This window comes from Roseibium sp. AWQ4_290 (genome assembly GCF_056160985.1).
In genome coordinates this window covers 1-16518 of the sequence record NZ_JBSWYG010000008.1, presented here as the reverse complement: position 1 = coordinate 16518, position 16518 = coordinate 1, and the positions used below count along the sequence as shown (strand labels likewise).

The 16518-nt window shown below is 56.8% G+C and carries 15 protein-coding genes and 1 pseudogene; 6 read left to right on the top strand and 10 right to left on the bottom strand.

The features are described 5' to 3' along the window. Positions 1 to 53: 53 nt before the first annotated feature. Both ACXAH0_RS09590 and ACXAH0_RS09585 read right to left on the bottom strand, forming a co-directional pair. Complete coding sequence (locus ACXAH0_RS09590; protein WP_475190667.1) at positions 54 to 1745, bottom strand: putative bifunctional diguanylate cyclase/phosphodiesterase; 1692 nt, start codon at positions 1743 to 1745, stop codon at positions 54 to 56. Positions 1746 to 2626: 881 nt separating this feature from the next. Next, on the bottom strand, positions 2627 to 3703 hold the full coding sequence (locus ACXAH0_RS09585; protein WP_475190663.1) for a glycosyltransferase family 87 protein: 1077 nt from the start codon (positions 3701 to 3703) through the stop codon (positions 2627 to 2629). A 25-nt stretch (positions 3704 to 3728) separates the two neighbouring features. Between ACXAH0_RS09585 and ACXAH0_RS09580 the strand changes: the two genes are divergently transcribed. Then, positions 3729 to 4052: a hypothetical protein gene (locus tag ACXAH0_RS09580; protein ID WP_475184174.1), complete on the top strand. Its 324-nt coding sequence runs from the start codon at positions 3729 to 3731 to the stop codon at positions 4050 to 4052. 5 nt (positions 4053 to 4057) lie between these two features. Here ACXAH0_RS09580 and ACXAH0_RS09575 read toward each other — a convergent pair whose 3' ends face one another. Both ACXAH0_RS09575 and ACXAH0_RS09570 read right to left on the bottom strand, forming a co-directional pair. Then, on the bottom strand, positions 4058 to 4543 hold the full coding sequence (locus tag ACXAH0_RS09575; protein ID WP_475184202.1) for an Lrp/AsnC family transcriptional regulator: 486 nt from the start codon (positions 4541 to 4543) through the stop codon (positions 4058 to 4060). Between the two features lie 159 nt (positions 4544 to 4702). After that, a complete protein-coding gene (locus tag ACXAH0_RS09570; RefSeq protein WP_475190661.1) occupies positions 4703 to 5386 on the bottom strand; it encodes a uracil-DNA glycosylase family protein in 684 nt (227 codons plus the stop codon). A gap of 210 nt (positions 5387 to 5596) precedes the next feature. Here ACXAH0_RS09570 and ACXAH0_RS09565 point away from each other — a divergent pair, with 210 nt between their 5' ends. Then, positions 5597 to 7060, top strand: coding sequence for a sensor histidine kinase (locus tag ACXAH0_RS09565; protein WP_475184178.1), 1464 nt, complete (start codon positions 5597 to 5599; stop codon positions 7058 to 7060). A gap of 69 nt (positions 7061 to 7129) precedes the next feature. Here ACXAH0_RS09565 and cobT read toward each other — a convergent pair whose 3' ends face one another. Next, positions 7130 to 8152, bottom strand: coding sequence for a nicotinate-nucleotide--dimethylbenzimidazole phosphoribosyltransferase (gene cobT, locus ACXAH0_RS09560; RefSeq protein ID WP_475190657.1), 1023 nt, complete (start codon positions 8150 to 8152; stop codon positions 7130 to 7132). A 237-nt stretch (positions 8153 to 8389) separates the two neighbouring features. Here cobT and ACXAH0_RS09555 point away from each other — a divergent pair, with 237 nt between their 5' ends. The 4 genes from ACXAH0_RS09555 to ACXAH0_RS09540 are packed head-to-tail and all read left to right on the top strand — an operon-like array spanning position 8390 to position 11308. After that, positions 8390 to 9130, top strand: coding sequence for an adenosylcobinamide-GDP ribazoletransferase (locus ACXAH0_RS09555; protein ID WP_475190655.1), 741 nt, complete (start codon positions 8390 to 8392; stop codon positions 9128 to 9130). A gap of 24 nt (positions 9131 to 9154) precedes the next feature. After that, entirely contained in the window at positions 9155 to 10339 is a 1185-nt protein-coding gene (locus tag ACXAH0_RS09550) for an alpha/beta hydrolase (protein ID WP_475190653.1), read from the top strand. Then, positions 10230 to 10595, top strand: coding sequence for a DUF1289 domain-containing protein (locus tag ACXAH0_RS09545; RefSeq protein WP_475190652.1), 366 nt, complete (start codon positions 10230 to 10232; stop codon positions 10593 to 10595). The genes ACXAH0_RS09550 and ACXAH0_RS09545 overlap by 110 nt, the downstream gene beginning before the upstream one ends. Then, complete coding sequence (locus ACXAH0_RS09540) at positions 10595 to 11308, top strand: retropepsin-like aspartic protease family protein (RefSeq protein ID WP_475184190.1); 714 nt, start codon at positions 10595 to 10597, stop codon at positions 11306 to 11308. The genes ACXAH0_RS09545 and ACXAH0_RS09540 overlap by 1 nt, the downstream gene beginning before the upstream one ends. Positions 11309 to 11679: 371 nt before the next feature. Here the strand turns inward: ACXAH0_RS09540 and dusA are convergent, their stop codons facing one another. The 5 genes and pseudogenes from dusA to ACXAH0_RS09515 all read right to left on the bottom strand — a co-directional run. Continuing rightward, positions 11680 to 12678, bottom strand: coding sequence for a tRNA dihydrouridine(20/20a) synthase DusA (gene dusA / locus ACXAH0_RS09535; RefSeq protein ID WP_475190650.1), 999 nt, complete (start codon positions 12676 to 12678; stop codon positions 11680 to 11682). Positions 12679 to 12850: 172 nt separating this feature from the next. After that, a pseudogene (locus ACXAH0_RS09530) lies at positions 12851 to 13144 on the bottom strand (integrase core domain-containing protein); the annotation flags it as partial. 431 nt (positions 13145 to 13575) lie between these two features. Then, complete coding sequence (locus ACXAH0_RS09525; RefSeq protein ID WP_475184195.1) at positions 13576 to 14151, bottom strand: cytochrome b; 576 nt, start codon at positions 14149 to 14151, stop codon at positions 13576 to 13578. Positions 14152 to 14435: 284 nt separating this feature from the next. Continuing rightward, entirely contained in the window at positions 14436 to 14999 is a 564-nt protein-coding gene (locus tag ACXAH0_RS09520; protein ID WP_475190648.1) for a hypothetical protein, read from the bottom strand. A 193-nt stretch (positions 15000 to 15192) separates the two neighbouring features. Beyond that, on the bottom strand, positions 15193 to 16518 hold a 1326-nt coding region (locus ACXAH0_RS09515), incomplete at its 5' end, for a hypothetical protein (protein WP_475190647.1).

The following is a 16518-nucleotide window of genomic DNA, read 5'->3' as shown; positions in this document are numbered from 1 at the left end:
TCAGCTGATTGCTCCTTAACGGAAGGCACCACCTCAAGCGCCCTCATTCCTTTTCAGGAAACGGCGTCCGGCGCTGCAATGGCAGCCTTGGTGACACTGACATCAAGGCCCGCCTCAGGCCTTCCAAAATAATACCCTTGAAGATAATCGACCCCGAGATCGCGCATAATGTCAGCCTGGCGGCCCGTCTCAACTCCTTCGGCGATCACCTTCAACCCGCTCTTGCGGGCGATCAGAACACTGCCCTCAATCACTGCAAGGCTGCTCTTGTCCATGTTCCTGACAAAGGACCGGTCGATCTTGAGCGCTGAAACCGGCAGGCGGTGAAGCCGTGACAGGGACGAATAGCCTGTGCCGAAATCATCCACCTGGATCTCAATGCCCTGATCGGCCAGGGTCCGCAGAGAGGCGGTGATATCGGTAAGGTCATAGCTGTCCAGGGCAGTTTCCGTAACCTCTACCACCAGTTTGCCCGGATCAACTCCGTGTTTTTGAAGCGCCGTCAGCAGGGAGGGGGCAAACCGGTCGTCGACAAGCTGGCGTACCGAGACATTGATTGCGATCCGGCCACCAGACCGGCCATAGTCGGAAGCAGACAACTCCTTCAAGGCCTGTTCCAGAACAAATTCCCCGATCCGGACGATGCTGCCCGTGTCTTCGGCAATCGGCACGAATTCGTCCGGCCCGACCGGGCCAAGCAATGGATTCTTCCACCTGAGCAGAACCTCAAGCGATCCGGGCCGCAAGGTCCTTGCGTCCACAATCGGCTGGGCCACAATGTGGAATTCCTTTTCGGGCACCGCCTCTTTCAAGGCCTGGGCGATGCTCAGCAGACGTTCCTGCTTGGTTGCCAATTCGTCTGAATAGATGCGCGTCACGCCCCGGTGGCTGCGCTTGACCTCCCCCATCGCCAAATCGGCTGACTTGATGGAGGCCGTGACGGCTTCAACCGTGCGCGTGGACACAGACACGCCTGCACTGAAACTCACATGCAGCTCCCGGCCCTGAATCGAGATTGGTTGCTCGGTGTGTTTGCGCAGATCATCGGCCACCTCCCGCCCGGCAATCATGGCGGTGTCCGCCGACTGGGGCAGCAACACCACAAATTCGTCCCCGCCCCAGCGGCTGATCGCGGCACCGTCCGGTGCGCTGACGGAAAGGCGGCGGGCAACTTCTTTCAGCACCAGGTCTCCCGGTTCATGGCCAAGTGCATCATTGATCTGCTTGAACCGGTCCAGATCGATAAAGAGCACTGCCAGCCAGCCGGTTTCCGCTGCCCCATCGGCTGCTTTTTTTACCCAGCTCATCAGACCCGCCCGGTTGTACAATCCGGTCAGTGCATCATGATGCGCCAGGAACCGCAAGGAAGCCGTGCGCTCCTTCACCTGCTCTTCCAGATGCTCATTGAGACTGGCCAGGCTCGACTGCTCCCTGGCCAAATGCTTCAGCAAGGTGCCATTGACCGCCTGCAACTCTTCAAATTCGACCACCCGCTGGTGATTTGCGTTATGAAACAGCACATTCAAAAGAAGAAAGACAAAGCCTGCCGCACCCAGAACATAGTGGGGATCGGATTTCAGGATCAGGGCAAGGCTTGTGGGGATCAGCATAAAAACAAAATACAGCCTGGCGGGGCGTTTGAGCGGCGCCAGCGTGCCAGTGGCCCCGGTCGACAGACAGAATATCACCAGAACAATTGAAAACAGAAATTCTACCGGGATCCGGTTGGCCAGTCCGATGGTCAAGCACGACCATAAGCCTGCGGAAATCGCCAGAGAAGCTGAAATCTGTGCGCTCCAAAAATCGCTTTTTCTGGAATCAAGACGAACGGTTTTCCTGGCGCCCGCCGCGCAATAAAAATGCGCAGCGACACGAGCGATTGACACCAGGGTCAATGCACCAGCCCAAATGAACAGAAACGGCCGGATGGACTGGAACTGCCAGAGAACCGCGACGAGAACAAATCCGGATAAAGCAGATACTGCGATCGAGGCCAGATTGGAACGGAATGCCAGATCGTTCAGCCGCTGTTTCAGCGACCTCTGCTCATCATCCTGAGACACCCGCAATACCATCACCTCCGAAAGAATTTCTTCCCCAACGGGATTGACAACATGTTTAACGGACGCCACATCAAATTCAAGTTTCTTTTTATATTTAAATAATAACCGAGAACACTTTCAAAAACAAAAATATCAAAAAACTCTATCATTGGTTGAAACTATAATTGCCTGACCCTTAATTTTCCACTGAGTTTTATTGGAATTTCCTTCAATACAGTTTCGAATCGCACTTTTTATCTTCAAAAAAATACACTGTCCAAAACCACTCTGTTGGTCCAACTTGGAACGAACGAGCATGGTCAAAGATCAAATAGCGTCAGTTCTGCGCCGCGTCTTATGAACGCGATCAGACTTGCGCGGTTCTCACTCCAGAAGACAGTGGGAGATCAGGCACATCGTATCGTTTTGCCGAAGATCCAGAAGGCAGACTGAATAGCCCATGGATTTATAAGACGCCTTCTTCCCTCATTCAGTGCCAAGGAGGCCATACTGGGCACGGGCAACTTCAGTGACAATTTCAAACGGGATCCGGATTCCTCTTTTTTCCGAACTGCTGTTCCAGCTCACGCCTGCCTGGCCTCAGCGCCCACAGACCTGTCTTGTAAAAACAGGACAAAAATCTGGAGCAGAACAAGCACTGAAATTAAAGGAAACAGGCTGGAGAAGAGCATGGCCGCAGAGGTATCTATGGCCCAGATCACCCCCAGCAAGGCGGGTGCAATCCAGAGAACACTTGCCGAGATTTGCAGGGCCAGCGGCCAATGCGGAACTTCTTTCGCCACAAGAAGAAGAACAACGGAAAACAAAAGCCAGTCGTAGAACATGAAGGACGGTGCGGCGACCCCCATGGCCAGAAGCGAAACCGGCACCGCTCTGCTGCGCGGCAAGCGGCGGACACCTGCGATAAGAACCAAAGCCCCGAGGCCGACCGCAACAAGCTGCGCGGTCATCTTCCCCGTTTCAGAAAATCCCCACTTGCCCATCGAACTGGCGAATGTCGACATGATCCCGAAATTCGCAGAAAACTGAAGGGCATGCGCGCCATGCTGGATGGAAGAAAAAAAGCTCTCCCAAACGCCCCACCCGTGGACCGCAACCGATAGCCCAAGGATCACGACCGTTCCCAAGGATGCGTAGAAAAAGCAACGCCAGTCTCGGTTCAAGATCAGAAACAAAGGCATGAGAAGGCCATATTGCGGCTTGATCGTCAAAAGCGTGAGAGCAAGTCCACTCAGCACCGGCTTGTCTCGGCTGTGAAGCAGAACGAACAGAAGCAACGCAACGGTCAGGGGGGACAACTGTAACAACTGGAAAGCATACATCGCCCCGGGAGAGGCGATCATGAAAATATACGGCCAAGCCCCAAGCCCCATGCGCACCATTTTGACCATGAACACGAAGCTTGCGAACAACACCGCCATACCGGTCAGTTTGGCGAACGGATAGCTGAGTACAGCCAAGGGCTCAAAGAACAGCAAAGCATGGGGCGGGTTCAGGAACAGCAGGTCTTTGTTGTCTTCAGAAAAGCCCCGGCCGAAGATTGCCGGGTCATAGGCTTCAGCGGCCCGGCCCGCATGGGCCAGCTCTCCGGCCCTGTAAAATGCAAGAAAGTCCTCCCGCTTGACCTGAGACGTATCCATTGGAAAGTGGAACAGGTCTCCCCAATTGCCCAAAAAGCAAGACAAGACAAAAAAAGCGCATGAAAAGATCAGCACGAAGACAAAGACGGGGCCTCCAAGCTTCTCGCTCAGGTCGCCCGTCTTCAGAGAGCTGGCAATCCAGCTTCTTCCCCTTTCGGCCCCTTTTGCAGCCGCCGAACGCAACGGGAATGCGGTGTTTTCCAAACCAACCCCATCAAGAAATCAAAATGCAGGAGCAAAAGCCTACCCTTCCGAGGTGAAATTGCGGTTAAACGGCCTGTTTCACACCCCGTACATCCTGACATTTGTACCGGAAACATCCAAGGTCTGCGCAGTTCCGTCGCCCTGAAGTCCTCAGCTGTCAGATCTGGATTTCTCTGTCGCGACATACGCCAGCGGCAAAGCAGTGGTGTTTTTGATCTGCTCCATGGCAAAGGTGGTCGAAACGTCTGAAATATCGATCTTTGCGATCAGCTTTTTGTAAAAGGCGTCATAGGCTTCAATGTCCGGAACGGCGACCCGCAGCAGATAGTCAACCTGTCCCGCCATGCGGTAAAACTCAACCACTTCAGGAAACTCCCGGATCACATCAGCAAATTTCTTGAGCCAGTCTTCGGAATGCTGATTGGTGGTGATCGCCACAAAGGCCGTCACTTTCGCATTCACTTTGGTTGGGTCCAGCAAAGCGACGCGACCCGTGATCACCCCGTCTTCTTCCATTTTCTGGATCCGCCGCCAGCAAGGGGTCGTCGACAGACCAACCCTGCGGCCGATCTCAGCCACGGGCACCGTGCAGTCTTCCTGCAGGATGGAGAGGATGCGGCGGTCAATCTTGTCAATCATGGTTCAGCTCCTGGCAGCGCCTGTCAATGTCGCCAGCGCTCACCCTAAATGGAAATCATTTCTAACTTTCCATATATTGGGCCAGAATTTTTTTCGCAATCACCCCTCACATGGCTATTCGGAAGAAAATCATTCACACGTCCAGAGCGTTTGTCGTCAAACCAACTGCGCGACCATGGCTCTGAGAACCGGAAGCAGCTCCCGCTCAAACCAGGTGTTCTTCTTGAGCCAGGCATTGTTCCGCCAGGAGGGATGCGGCAGCGGGATTATCGGAGGGCCGGACGGTGCCGGCGGTTCGCTCAAACCCGTCTGCCCCAGATAGTCCTGCCAGTGCGCGACCGTGTCTGTCAGCGATGCCTTGCGCGCCGGCCCAAGGTGATAGGCTTGCGCATATTGACCAATCACCAGGATCAGTTCGAGCCCGGGCAGGTTTTGAAAGAGCTGGTCATGCCAAAGCGTCCGGCATTCCTTGCGCGGCGGCAGATCACCTCCTTTTGCATCCAGTCCCGGAAAACAGAAGCCCATGGGAATGATGGCAACCCGGGTTGCGTCATAAAAGACGGTTTCGTCTACTCCCATCCAGGCCCGGAGCCGGTCGCCGGACGGATCGGTAAAAGGTCTGCCGCTTGCGTGCACCCGTGTTCCAGGCGCCTGGCCGCAAATGCACAGCCGGGCCGTTGAGGAGACCTGAAGAACCGGACGGGGGGCATGGGGCAAAGGCACGCCTTGAGGCTGATCCACGCACTCCCGGCAGGCGCGAATGCGCTTTGCGAGTGTCTCCAGCCGGTCCGGGGCTGGCCGGTCAGGGGCTGAACTGTCTGAATCCGGTTTTTCTGACAAAGAGTTGCACCTTGAAACAACCACTTAACACATTCCTTACCACGTTCTTGAGGACGGCCTTAAGGAATGGTGAGTCAGTGTGAGGAAACACGCAATATCACAATAATGAAATCAAAACTGTGTGGGCGGGCAATGAAGTCGCATGCGTCACGAGTGAAGAGCACTGACACGCTCTCGATGGACAGGCAACGCGCCCTGAGGCGCCGTGAGATGGTACGCTCTGCTGCGCCCATCCGCAGCCGCCTGGGGGCCCCTGAGGCCCGTCAATCGACGTTTGAGCATGAACGCCAGCATCTTTTTGCCGATACCCGCATCAATGCGGCCTTCGCAGCACCACTCCTGGCGTTGATTGTTGCAGCCATTTCCTCCGTCTGGATCAGCCCCCAGTTGATGGGAGCCTGGTTCGTGGTGACGGTCTGCACCCACTTCCTGATGGTTGTCATCAGTCAGAATTATCAAAAGGCCCCAACCGAACAGAAGGTCAGGATCATCTGGTGGCGCCGCTTCATGATTGGCGACCTGATCTATGGCAGCAGCTGGGCCCTCTTTTTCTTTGCGCCGCAAACAAGCGGCACCGGCGACGGCTTTGTGATCTTTCACTTTGCCACTTTGTTGATCGTGATCGCCATGAACACGATGCAATCGGCCAATCTGCCCAAATGCCTTCTGGCCAGCACACTGCCCAGCACGCTTGTCGTCACCTTTATTTTTCTCCAGCAATCCAGCGCCATTCACTACACGCTGGCAGCCATGGCCATCGGTGCGCAGGGGTTCTTTCTGATCCTGGGCAACCAGCTTTTGAAAAACGCCAACACCATGCTGGAATACCGGGCAGAAAAGGATCACCTGATCGCTGAGTTGGAAACGGCCAATTCCATGTCCGATGAGGCCCGCCGCCGGGCAGAAGCCGCGAACCTGGCAAAGTCCCGCTTCCTGGCCACCATGAGCCATGAACTGCGGACCCCGCTCAACGCCATCCTCGGCTTCTCAGAGATTATGAAGGATGAGGTTCTGGGCCCGATGCACAACGAGAATTACCGCTCCTATGCGGAGGATATTCATGGCTCGGGCGAGCATCTCCTCAATCTGATCAACGAAATCCTGGATCTGTCGCGGATCGAAGCGGGCCGTCATGAGCTGCATGAAGAACCGGTCCACCTGGAAGACATCGTTGCCGAGTGCGGCACCATGATGAAGGTCCGGGCCACCGCCAAGGCGATCACCTTGCACCATGCCCACCAGTCCGACCTGCCGAAAGTCTGGGCAGATGAGCGCGCGCTGCGCCAGGTCATTTTGAACTTGCTGTCCAATGCGGTCAAATTCACCCCGGCGGGCGGGGATGTGCGGATCCATCTGGGGCCGACCTCCGATGGCGGCCAGTATGTTTCCATCCGGGACACAGGTCCGGGCATTCCTGATGAGGAAATTCCGACAGTTCTGGAAGCGTTCGGTCAGGGTTCGCATGCAATCAAAAGCGCAGAGCCCGGCACCGGCCTGGGTCTGTCCATCGTGCAGGCACTCGTCTCCATGCATGACGGCGCTTTTGCCATCAGGTCCACACTTGGGGAAGGCACTGAAGTGACCGTCAGTCTGCCGCCGTCGCGGAACATGAACTATTCAGACCCGGATCTCTCTGCCCAAGCAGTCAAAGGGCCGGTCGCCCAAAGCGCATAGGTCAGACTGTCCGGCCTTAGCGGGTCCCAAAACAAAGAGCCTTCAAGGGTCTTGGGCTTTTCAGGGGCCTCAGCCCTTTTCCGCAACCCCGGCATCCGCAAAGGTTGCCATGCCTGAATGGGTCTCGGCAGCAGCCTTGACGATCCCGGCGGCAATTGCCGCCCCCGTACCCTCGCCAAGGCGCATCCCAAGGTCAATCAAAGCGGTCTTGCCCATTTGTTGCAGCGCTTTTGCATGGGCCTGTTCTGCCGACACATGGGCAAACAGGCAGTGGTCCAGCCCCTCAGGGTCCATAGCATAGACCACGGCCGCAGCCGCGGTGGTCACGAAGCCATCGACAATTACCGGCACCCGTTGCAGCCGGGCAGCGATGATCAGACCGGCCATGGCCGCGATCTCGCGGCCACCCACCTTGTGCAGGATTTCCAGCGGATCCTTCTCTGTGCCAAGCCGTGCGACTGCCTTTTCAATGGCCGCCGTCTTGCGGGCAAGCCCGTCTTCATCCACTCCGGTGCCACGCCCCGCCCAGTCTCCCGCCGCGCCGCCAAACAGGGCGTTCAGGACAGCAGCTGCGACCGTGGTGTTGCCGATGCCCATTTCTCCAAGGCAGATCAGATCAATGCCGCCGGCCAGCGCCTCCATGCCATAGGCCATGGTCGCCGCACAATTGGCCTCGTCCATGGCGTCTTCTGACGTGATACTGGGGGTCGGCAGATCCACAGCCAGATCGAACACTTTCAAACCGATATCATAGGCCCGGCACACCTGATTGATGGCAGCGCCGCCCGCTGCAAAGTTCTCGACCATCTGCTTGTTGACCTCTGGCGGGAACGCGGACACGCCTTCATCGGCAACCCCATGGGCGGTCGCAAAAATTGCGACCAGAGGCCGGGTCACTTTCGGTGGCGCCTTGCCGGACCAGGCCGCCAGCCATTCGGCAATCTCTTCCAGCTTGCCAAGGGATCCGGCCGGTTTGGTCAGCTGACAGTCCCGTTCTCTCACTTTCGCGGCCGCGTCTTCATCCGGTCCCGGCATGGATTTCACCAGATTGCGGATATCGTCAAAGGGAAGCGCGGTTTCTGAGAGGGACATGCTGGTTTTCCGGTCATTCGGCAGGTCTTCGACCCGGCACTTGGTCCTGTTAAAGGCCTGATCTATAACGGCGGCCTGCGAAAAGACAAGCACAGGACCGGATTTATGAGCCGCGAAACCGAGCAACCCCCAGATTACCGGCCGCAGGAGCGCTCTCGCTCTCTTTCGGCCCACCTCCCCCGGCTCAAGAAGTCTTTGTCTTGCCTGGCAGCTGACACAGCGGCCTGTATCCGTTTCTTGTCCAGACTCCCAATTGCCAGGGTCAACAACGCTGACACGCCCGCCGCACCGCCCGACTTTTCCCGGATTGCCCGTGCGGCTCCGCTGGCAGGGGCCGCGATTGCCCTGCCCGCTGCCGCCCTTGGCACGATGCTCGGGTATACGGCCCTTCCCGCGCTTGCCGCGGCAGCTCTGACCGCCGCCGTCCTCAGCGCGGCAACCGGTGCACTTCACGAGGACGGGCTGAGCGATGTGGCGGATGGTTTTTTTGGCGGTGCAACCCGCGAAAAACGGCTGGAGATCATGAAAGACAGCCGCATTGGGGCCTTTGGTGCGCTGGCCCTGTCTCTTAGCGTTGTTTTACGGGTCTCATTGCTTGCAGCGCTCTGGCACCGGTTCAGTCCGGCGGATGCCGCGCTTCTGTTCCTTGCCGCAGAAGCGGTGAGCCGCTGTCTGATGGTCTGGCAATGGCAGCAGCGCCAGCTTGCAAGCCCTGATGGACTGGCCGCCCGCTTCGGCAAACCGAATGCCCGAGTGGCTGGACACGCCGCGCTCCTGACGCTGCCGTTTCTTCTTCCAGCCTGGCTGCTCCTGCCCCTGCCCGCCCTGTTTCTGGCGCTTTTCATCGCAACCACAGCAGCTTATGCGATCGGCTCCCTTGGACGCATCAAAATCGGCGGGGTCACGGGCGATGTTCTCGGTGCCATCCAACAGATTTCTGGGCTTGGATTCCTGACCGGGATGCTTATGGTGCCCTGACAAGGGTAGATGCGGGCACACTTCATGACAACGCAGTTTTCCATGACTTCAGCATCGGCAATGGCCCGGATCGTCCACCCGGCAGTGTTGATTGTCCTGTTTTTCTGCCTGGCGTCCTGCGCCAGCCGTCCGGAAGCCGGCGCACTGGCGTTGACAAATGTGCCCGCCCCCGGCGCAAAGACCCACGACATTCTGGTGGTCACCACCCGGGCGCGGGACGCCCGCCCGGACACCTATTTCAATGGCGAGCGGTCCGAACAAATCAGCTACGCCTATGCGGATATCTCCGTCCCTCCGAGCCATAAGGCAAGTGAGATCGAGTGGCCAAAATCCTTGCCCGGAAATCCGGAAACGGACTTTGTGGCCAGAAGTGCGGGCTATCTCGAAACCCAAACGGCCTTCAAGGCACAACTCAACAGCCGCCTGTCAAAGCTGCCGAAAGGCAAGCGGGAAGTGTTCCTGTTCATCCACGGCTACAACACCCTGTTTCCGGAAGCTCTTTACCGGTTTGTCCAGGTGGCTCATGACGGTGATATCGAGGCTGTGCCGGTGCTGTTCACCTGGGCATCGCGTGGCAAGGTTCAGGACTATATCTACGACCTCAACAGTGCGGCAATTGCGCGGCAGGCTCTGGCCCAGACCCTTGAGCTGATTGCCCATTCCAAGGCGGAGAAGGTCACCATCATGGCCCACTCCATGGGCAATTGGCTGCTGATGGAAACTGCGGCGCAATCGTCCCCTGCAAAACGTAAGGATCTGGCCCGCAAGATAGATGTTGTCATTCTGGCCGCACCGGACATCGATATTGACCTCTTCAAGGCGCAGCTTAAAAAAATTGGCCGCATGCGGAATCCATATGTCGTGGTCGTGTCCCGGGATGACCGGGCCTTGCGCCTTTCCCGGGCCATTGCCGGGGGCAAGGAACGGGTCGGGGCCTATTCCAATGACAAGGAACTGGCAGAACTTGGGGCCATCGTGATCGATGTGACCGACCTCGATTCCCTTGATGCCTCCAACCATTCCAAGTTTGCCCAACTGGCCCAGCTCAGTCCAAAGTTCCGGCAAACCCTTGGCCAGTCCGGTCTGCGGTCAACGTCAGATGCGGCGAGAGGGGCGAAACTCGGGGACAGTCTCGGAAGCTTTGTCGGCAATACGGTCGCCCTGCCGATCAACATCATCACGGCGCCGTTTCATGCAGGCGGCGGCTGACGTCTGCGGGTCAGGCGGTGCCGTGTGCCGCACTACGCACTTGGAAAAGCCACAAATTAAAGCCATATCCGCCCTTATGCAGTCCCCTTGTACAAAAGTATGTCAGATCGACCGGGAAAGCAGCCTGTGCATCGGCTGCTTCAGGACCTTGGAAGAGATTGCCGGCTGGGCGTCCTATAGCGCCACGGACCGGACCCGCATCCTGTCCGAGTTGCCTCTGCGCCGCCTGAACGCCGCCGCAAAGGAGGCCTCGTGATGGGTGGACCAAGCCAGATCCGGGGGCTGGTCCTGGCCGCCCTCGTGATCCTCATGGGGGGCATGGCGTTCTATTACTTCTTTGGCAATCCTACAGATCCGGACAATATCCATTTTGACGATTCCGGCCCCCGGGTTGTCGCCCTGTCCGCCATTGCCTTTGTTTTTATTGCAAGCTTTGTGTTCGGGCAACCGAAGGTCCGGGATATCCTGCAGGGCACCGTGTTCTGGGGCGGCCTGTGCGCGCTGCTGGTGACCGGCTACACCTTCCGGACCGATCTGGTTCAAGCAGGCTACCGGGTTCTGGGCGCGCTCGCTCCGGGCATGGCGGTCTCGCAGCCGGATGGCTCGATCCTGATTGTCCGCGATGCCAGCGGGCATTTTGTGCTTGATGCCAGGGTCAACGGGGCAAACACACACTTTCTGCTCGACACAGGCGCCAGCGCCGTTGTCCTGACAGCGGAAGATGCCAGACGTGCCGGATTTCACCCGAATGATCTGTCGTTCACAGCGCCGGTCTCCACCGCAAATGGCCGCACCATGGTCGCGCCGGTACGCATTGACGAAATCAGCGTGGGCTCTCACACCCTTCACGATATTCGCGGCTTTGTCGCCCGCCCAGGATCTCTTGAGGGCAGCCTTTTTGGCCTCACCGCCCTCGACCAGTTGAAGAGCTGGCGCATAGAAGGCGACAAGCTTTTCATGACCCCTTGAACGGGCATGATATGATCTGGAACACATCGCGCTTGATGGGATTTGTCTTTCCCGGTCTGACATCAAAGATGCCGACGCAAAGGAAAAACGGTCACCCCCCCACTGAATGCGCCACGCTCTCGGCTGTGAACACAGTTCTTTACTGCATTTCTCCAAACCTGAACCTTAAGCAGAAAAAAATCCGGTTTCACAAAGTCCAAACAAGGCAAGCTTTCTGTCGTTTGGCTTGCCGGTCAACCCAAGCAAGGCAGCCGGCACGGCCAAAATTTTCACGGCATCAGACCAGTTGAATGTCGCAGGCGGTCATAATACCTAGCGCGATTGATAGAAACTCATCTAACCGGTTTGGTGCTCTTTCGGGCAAGCGCTGCCTACTCGGCTGCGGCCATGTCCGCTCCAGCGGGGCTGACTGCAGCCAGGGCCCGGTCGACCACCTCAAGCCCTGCACCGGGCTTGATGGCGTCCACGGTGAGTATCCGCCGCCAGGACCGGGCTCCGGGGCGGCCATGAAAGAGCCCCAGCATGTGGCGGGTCATATGCGCCAGTTTGACGCCTTTCGACAGCTGGGCTTCCAGATAGGCCTTATGGGCGCGGACCGCCTGCCAGGGTGAGACATCTCCTGCCCCGCTCCCATAAAGCCGCCGGTCCACCTCTCCCAGCATCTGGGGCGTGTGATAGGCCGCCCGGCCGATCATCAACCCGTCGAGGGTCTCCAGAAAGGGCTCGGCCTGATCCAGGCTCTGCAGCCCGCCATTCAGACCGATGAACCGGTCCGGCCAACGCTGTTTCAGCCGCAGCACCCGGTCATAATCAAGCGGCGGAATGTCCCGGTTTTCCTTCGGGCTCAGCCCCTTCAACCAGGCTTTGCGCGCATGCACCCAAAGCGCATCCGCGCCAGCGGCAAAGACAGCTTCGGCCATCCGGTCAAGCGCTTCTTCCGGGTCCTGATCATCGACACCGATCCGGCATTTGACGGTCACAGGACTGTCCACGGCCGCCTTCATGGCCCCAACGCAAGCGGCCACAAGGTCCGGCTCCTGCATCAGGCAGGCGCCGAAGCGGCCGGACTGGACCCGGTCAGACGGGCAGCCGACATTGATATTGACCTCGTCATAGCCATAATCCGCCACGATCTGCGCCGCCGCTGCCATCTCCTGCGGGTCCGACCCGCCCAGCTGGCAGGCAATCGGATGTTCCTGGGGCGAAAAGCCGAGCAGATGGTCCCTGTCGCCGTGAATAACCGCGCCCGTGGTCACCATTTCCGTATAGAGCAGCGCATGGCGCGACAATTGCCGGTGAAATGCCCGGCAATGGCGGTCCGTCCACTCCATCATCGGCGCGACGGAAAATATCTTATTATTTTCAAACATTTACAAGAACTTCACAAACCTCATCGAGATTGGACGGACTGACGCTGCCAGTTGATGTAATATGTGAAGCATTTGGCTCGATTTTTCAAAGTGTAACTGCCTATACCGCTCAAGGCCTCGTTTAATCTGCTCTACCCGTGATCAGCCTGGCTTGAGCGGTCCAATTTGATTGTTAGTGCAGGGCCGACGGTTGGTCCATCGGGACGTTGGTTTCCAGTGCCGGTGGGCAGCAGCCCAATGCGCTTAGCGGACATTTGGTGTTGTCGTGTTTCCTCCATTTTTCGATCAGGATTTGTGCTTCCTTCAGGCTACAGAAGATCTCACCGTCCAGCAGTTCATCCCGGAACCGGGTATTGAGGCTCTCGCAGTATCCGTTCTTCCAAGGTAAGCGTGGCTCAGTGTAGGCTATTTTTGCACCGACGGCCTTGATCCAGTCCTGGACAGGCACAGCCACGAACTTAGGGCCATAGCACGGCGGGAATATACGCTGTTGATAGGTTATGGCCTCCAGCGCAGCCCTGCACATAGTGCAGCGGATGGCCATAACCGGTCACAGGTCTCAACAGTGGTTTTGCACAAACCACACCGCTGAGGAGACCATCGTCCAGATGGACCGCGGCCCAGTCATGCACAAACAATCAAATCGTATCACCCACGTGTGGCAGGTCAGCATCGCAGTCGACAACAAAGATGCTTAAAATGCCTTCAACCTGTCCGGAAGGGAGGTTGCACCAGCGAACCACAAAACACGAAGGCTGATGGCCGATTACGCTAGGTTACATTGAAATTTTCAAAAGCCCGAAGCTTATACGCGCCTGGATCGAAACGTTGTGTTCCTTCGAATTCGAACAGAACCAGAAAACGTCCGGAAAATGCTAAGCGTTTCCAGGCAATTCACTAAAGAATTTTATAGAGGGTTTCATCCTGCTTGAAGACGTGATGCATCAAAACGGCGCCGACATGCAATGCAAGCAAGCCTAAAAGAATCCACCCGGACCACGTGTGGATAGCCGAGAGGGTCCATGCGATATCCGGGCTCTTTCCAATCGGGCTCCAGACGGAAACAAGACCAAACCATTTAAGAGGGAAGCCGTGCGCATTCGTGGCCAGGAATCCGCTGACAGGCTGTATGATCAAGAACACGTAAAGAAGCCCGTGCACTGTATGAGCGGCTATCGTTTCAAGTCTTGGTCCGTCCGCTTGAGGGCTGCGTGTCAGGATCTTGTTGCCGACACGTATCAGCATCAACCAGATCACGAGAAAGCCGAATCCCTCATGCAATGCATAAAAGATCGGTTGAGAGTCGCCTTTGACAAGATGGATCACAAAGCCGAGCGGCCATGTTGCAAGGACGAGTGCGGCGATCGCCCAATGAAGAATGCGTGACGTCGCCGGATAACGTTCAACGCGGATCATCGTCTGGACGGGACTTGCCACGCTGGCCGGCGGATTTGTTTCTATAGAATTGCGCATATTGGATTCCGTTGGTTAGACGTAGTCGCTGCCGGGCTCGACCTTTGATCCCTTGGCAGTCTCGGCCATATGCGTCGCCGCCTCATACTCAAAAATGCGTCGCCGCCTCATACTCAAAAATGCGTCGCCGCCTCATACTCAAAAACACGAGCGATCCCGGCTTGAGGGAAAGCCGACGTGGCGCGGCAGAAAATCATGGCAGATGATCTGAAAAATGCAGCTTCAACAGCACATCTTTCAGACCAGTTCGTTTTAATGAAATGGCTTGGAGCCAGATCCAGACGTCACCTACCCTTTGTCAACCGAACACCATGGCGCGGCGGAGTGTTTGCAAGTTTTTTAATCGGATTGCCGACAAAGCGAACACCCTTGCGCTTCGCGGCCATTTCCTCGCGCTTCGCGGCCATTTCCTCCATTTCCTTGCGCTTCGCGGCCATTTTCTCACCCTTCTTCTTTGCATAGCGCTTGTGAACAGCTTCAAAGACCTCGGACTTGAAGAACTTGTCGGTGATGGTCTTTTCGATGTCCTTGGCAACAGCCTCGCGGGCATCTTCATAGATCTTCTTCCAGTCCTTGTCTTTCCACTCACCCAACGTGGCCAGTGTGTCCGCCTTTTGACGAACACTGGAAGGAATTGCCGAAATTTTCTTCTTCGGTTTGGGCGAGAAATAGATTTCAAACTGAGACTTTGGATCGACCTTGCCGGTGTCCTTAAGGAAATCCATGCCCAGCTTTTGGCCCTTTGCCGATGCAAAGGCGCAATAGGCCTTGCAGAAAGTGTCCTTCTTATTCGTCACGATTTTGAGGACGCTTGTCCGATACTTAACGCCGTCGATTTCCTTCGCCATAAATCATCTCCTACGATGCGGTAAATCAGAGGCCAGACAATCAAACGGATCGATCTGCCCGACTGGCCTTTCCTGTTCTTTAGTGCCCGCACACTTGAGAAAGGTTCATTGAAACGGCTAAAAAGGCGAAAGAGGCCTGCGCTTATGACAAACCCGCCAGGCGGCGGGTTTGTCTTGTTTCGAATTGCAGAACCTAGACTTCGTCCGGAACCTCGGAAAGCTTCAATGGCTTCTTCAAAGGTTGCTTCTCGGCTCTCTTGCGCATGGCATGCAGGATCGCCTCTGCCAGATAGAGATCATTCTTGATCTTGACCTTGGTCTTCTTTGACCGACGGGAGAGAATGTCCCGGCAGTTGGCGCGCGCCTTGTCCGGATTCTGGATCGCTTTACGGGCAGCCAATTTGATCGCATCGATCTCTTCCTCATCGATCTCATAGACCTCGCAGAATTGATCCCACTTCACCAGTTTGATCAGCCGGGCATCCAGTGGCTGTCCATTGGCCGTCACAGGTTCAACCGTCTCGCCCGCAGCACGAGCATCAGACCGCTCCTTCACCTCCGACATGAGCTTCGGCTTTGCCTTTCCATGGGCAAGTTTAAGGATATCCGCAGCAGACATCTTCGGAACTTCACCATTGGACTTCTGCATGAGTTTTGAAAGGGCAACGGCACGCGCCTGCGCCGCCTTGAGCTCTCCTTCAACAATCAATCTTGTGGTCGCTCTGATTTCATCGGCAACATAACGTGCCGGATGAGCGCCATCTGGCCACAGGTTGTCGGAATTGCGATCCTGTTCCCGTTCGCGATCAATGCGATCAAGGGTGAACCTGTCGTATTCTCCATCGGAATTATCGGCATCAGCGCCACCCGGTGTACCGCCTTCAGGATCGCGATCAGGGCCCTTGTCATTACCCTTTCGGGCCGCATCCGCTTCTCTCAGATCCTCCCCGAGCGCCGCCCGCAATTCCCGCAAGATCATTTCGGTAACTTCCCTGACCTCGTTTTGGAAATTCCTACGTAAATGCGTTTCCTCGGGCATTCCACCCAAAAGCGCCTCTGCAAGCTCCCGTGCACGCGCTGTTGCCGTATCTTTGTCTCCTTCCATCAAGGCATTGCGAACGTCACGCATTAGATTCGGAACGACCGGGTTGCCTTGCAGGTGCCGTGCATTCTTGATCAGCCGTGCCAACTCGGATCTGCCGGCATTGGGCCCTGGCGGAGGAGGCGGCGGGTTTTGGGCCGGATTTTGAGGTTGCGCATCTCGCGGACCAGCATTTGCCTGTTGATTGGCACCTGCCTGCTGGTCGGCACCCCCAATATCGCGGTCCAGCCACTCATCCAGCTCAGCAGAGATATTGCTGTCACCGCCATCGGTATCATCATCGATCGTGCTATCGACCGCGAAAGCATCCAGGTCCACGCTTCGGAAGCGCTGCGTAAATGATGAACCATCATCGGAGCCATCATCATTGTCGTCGTCATTTGCACCGGGACCGCCTTCGGCAAGGCCGTTGCGAGC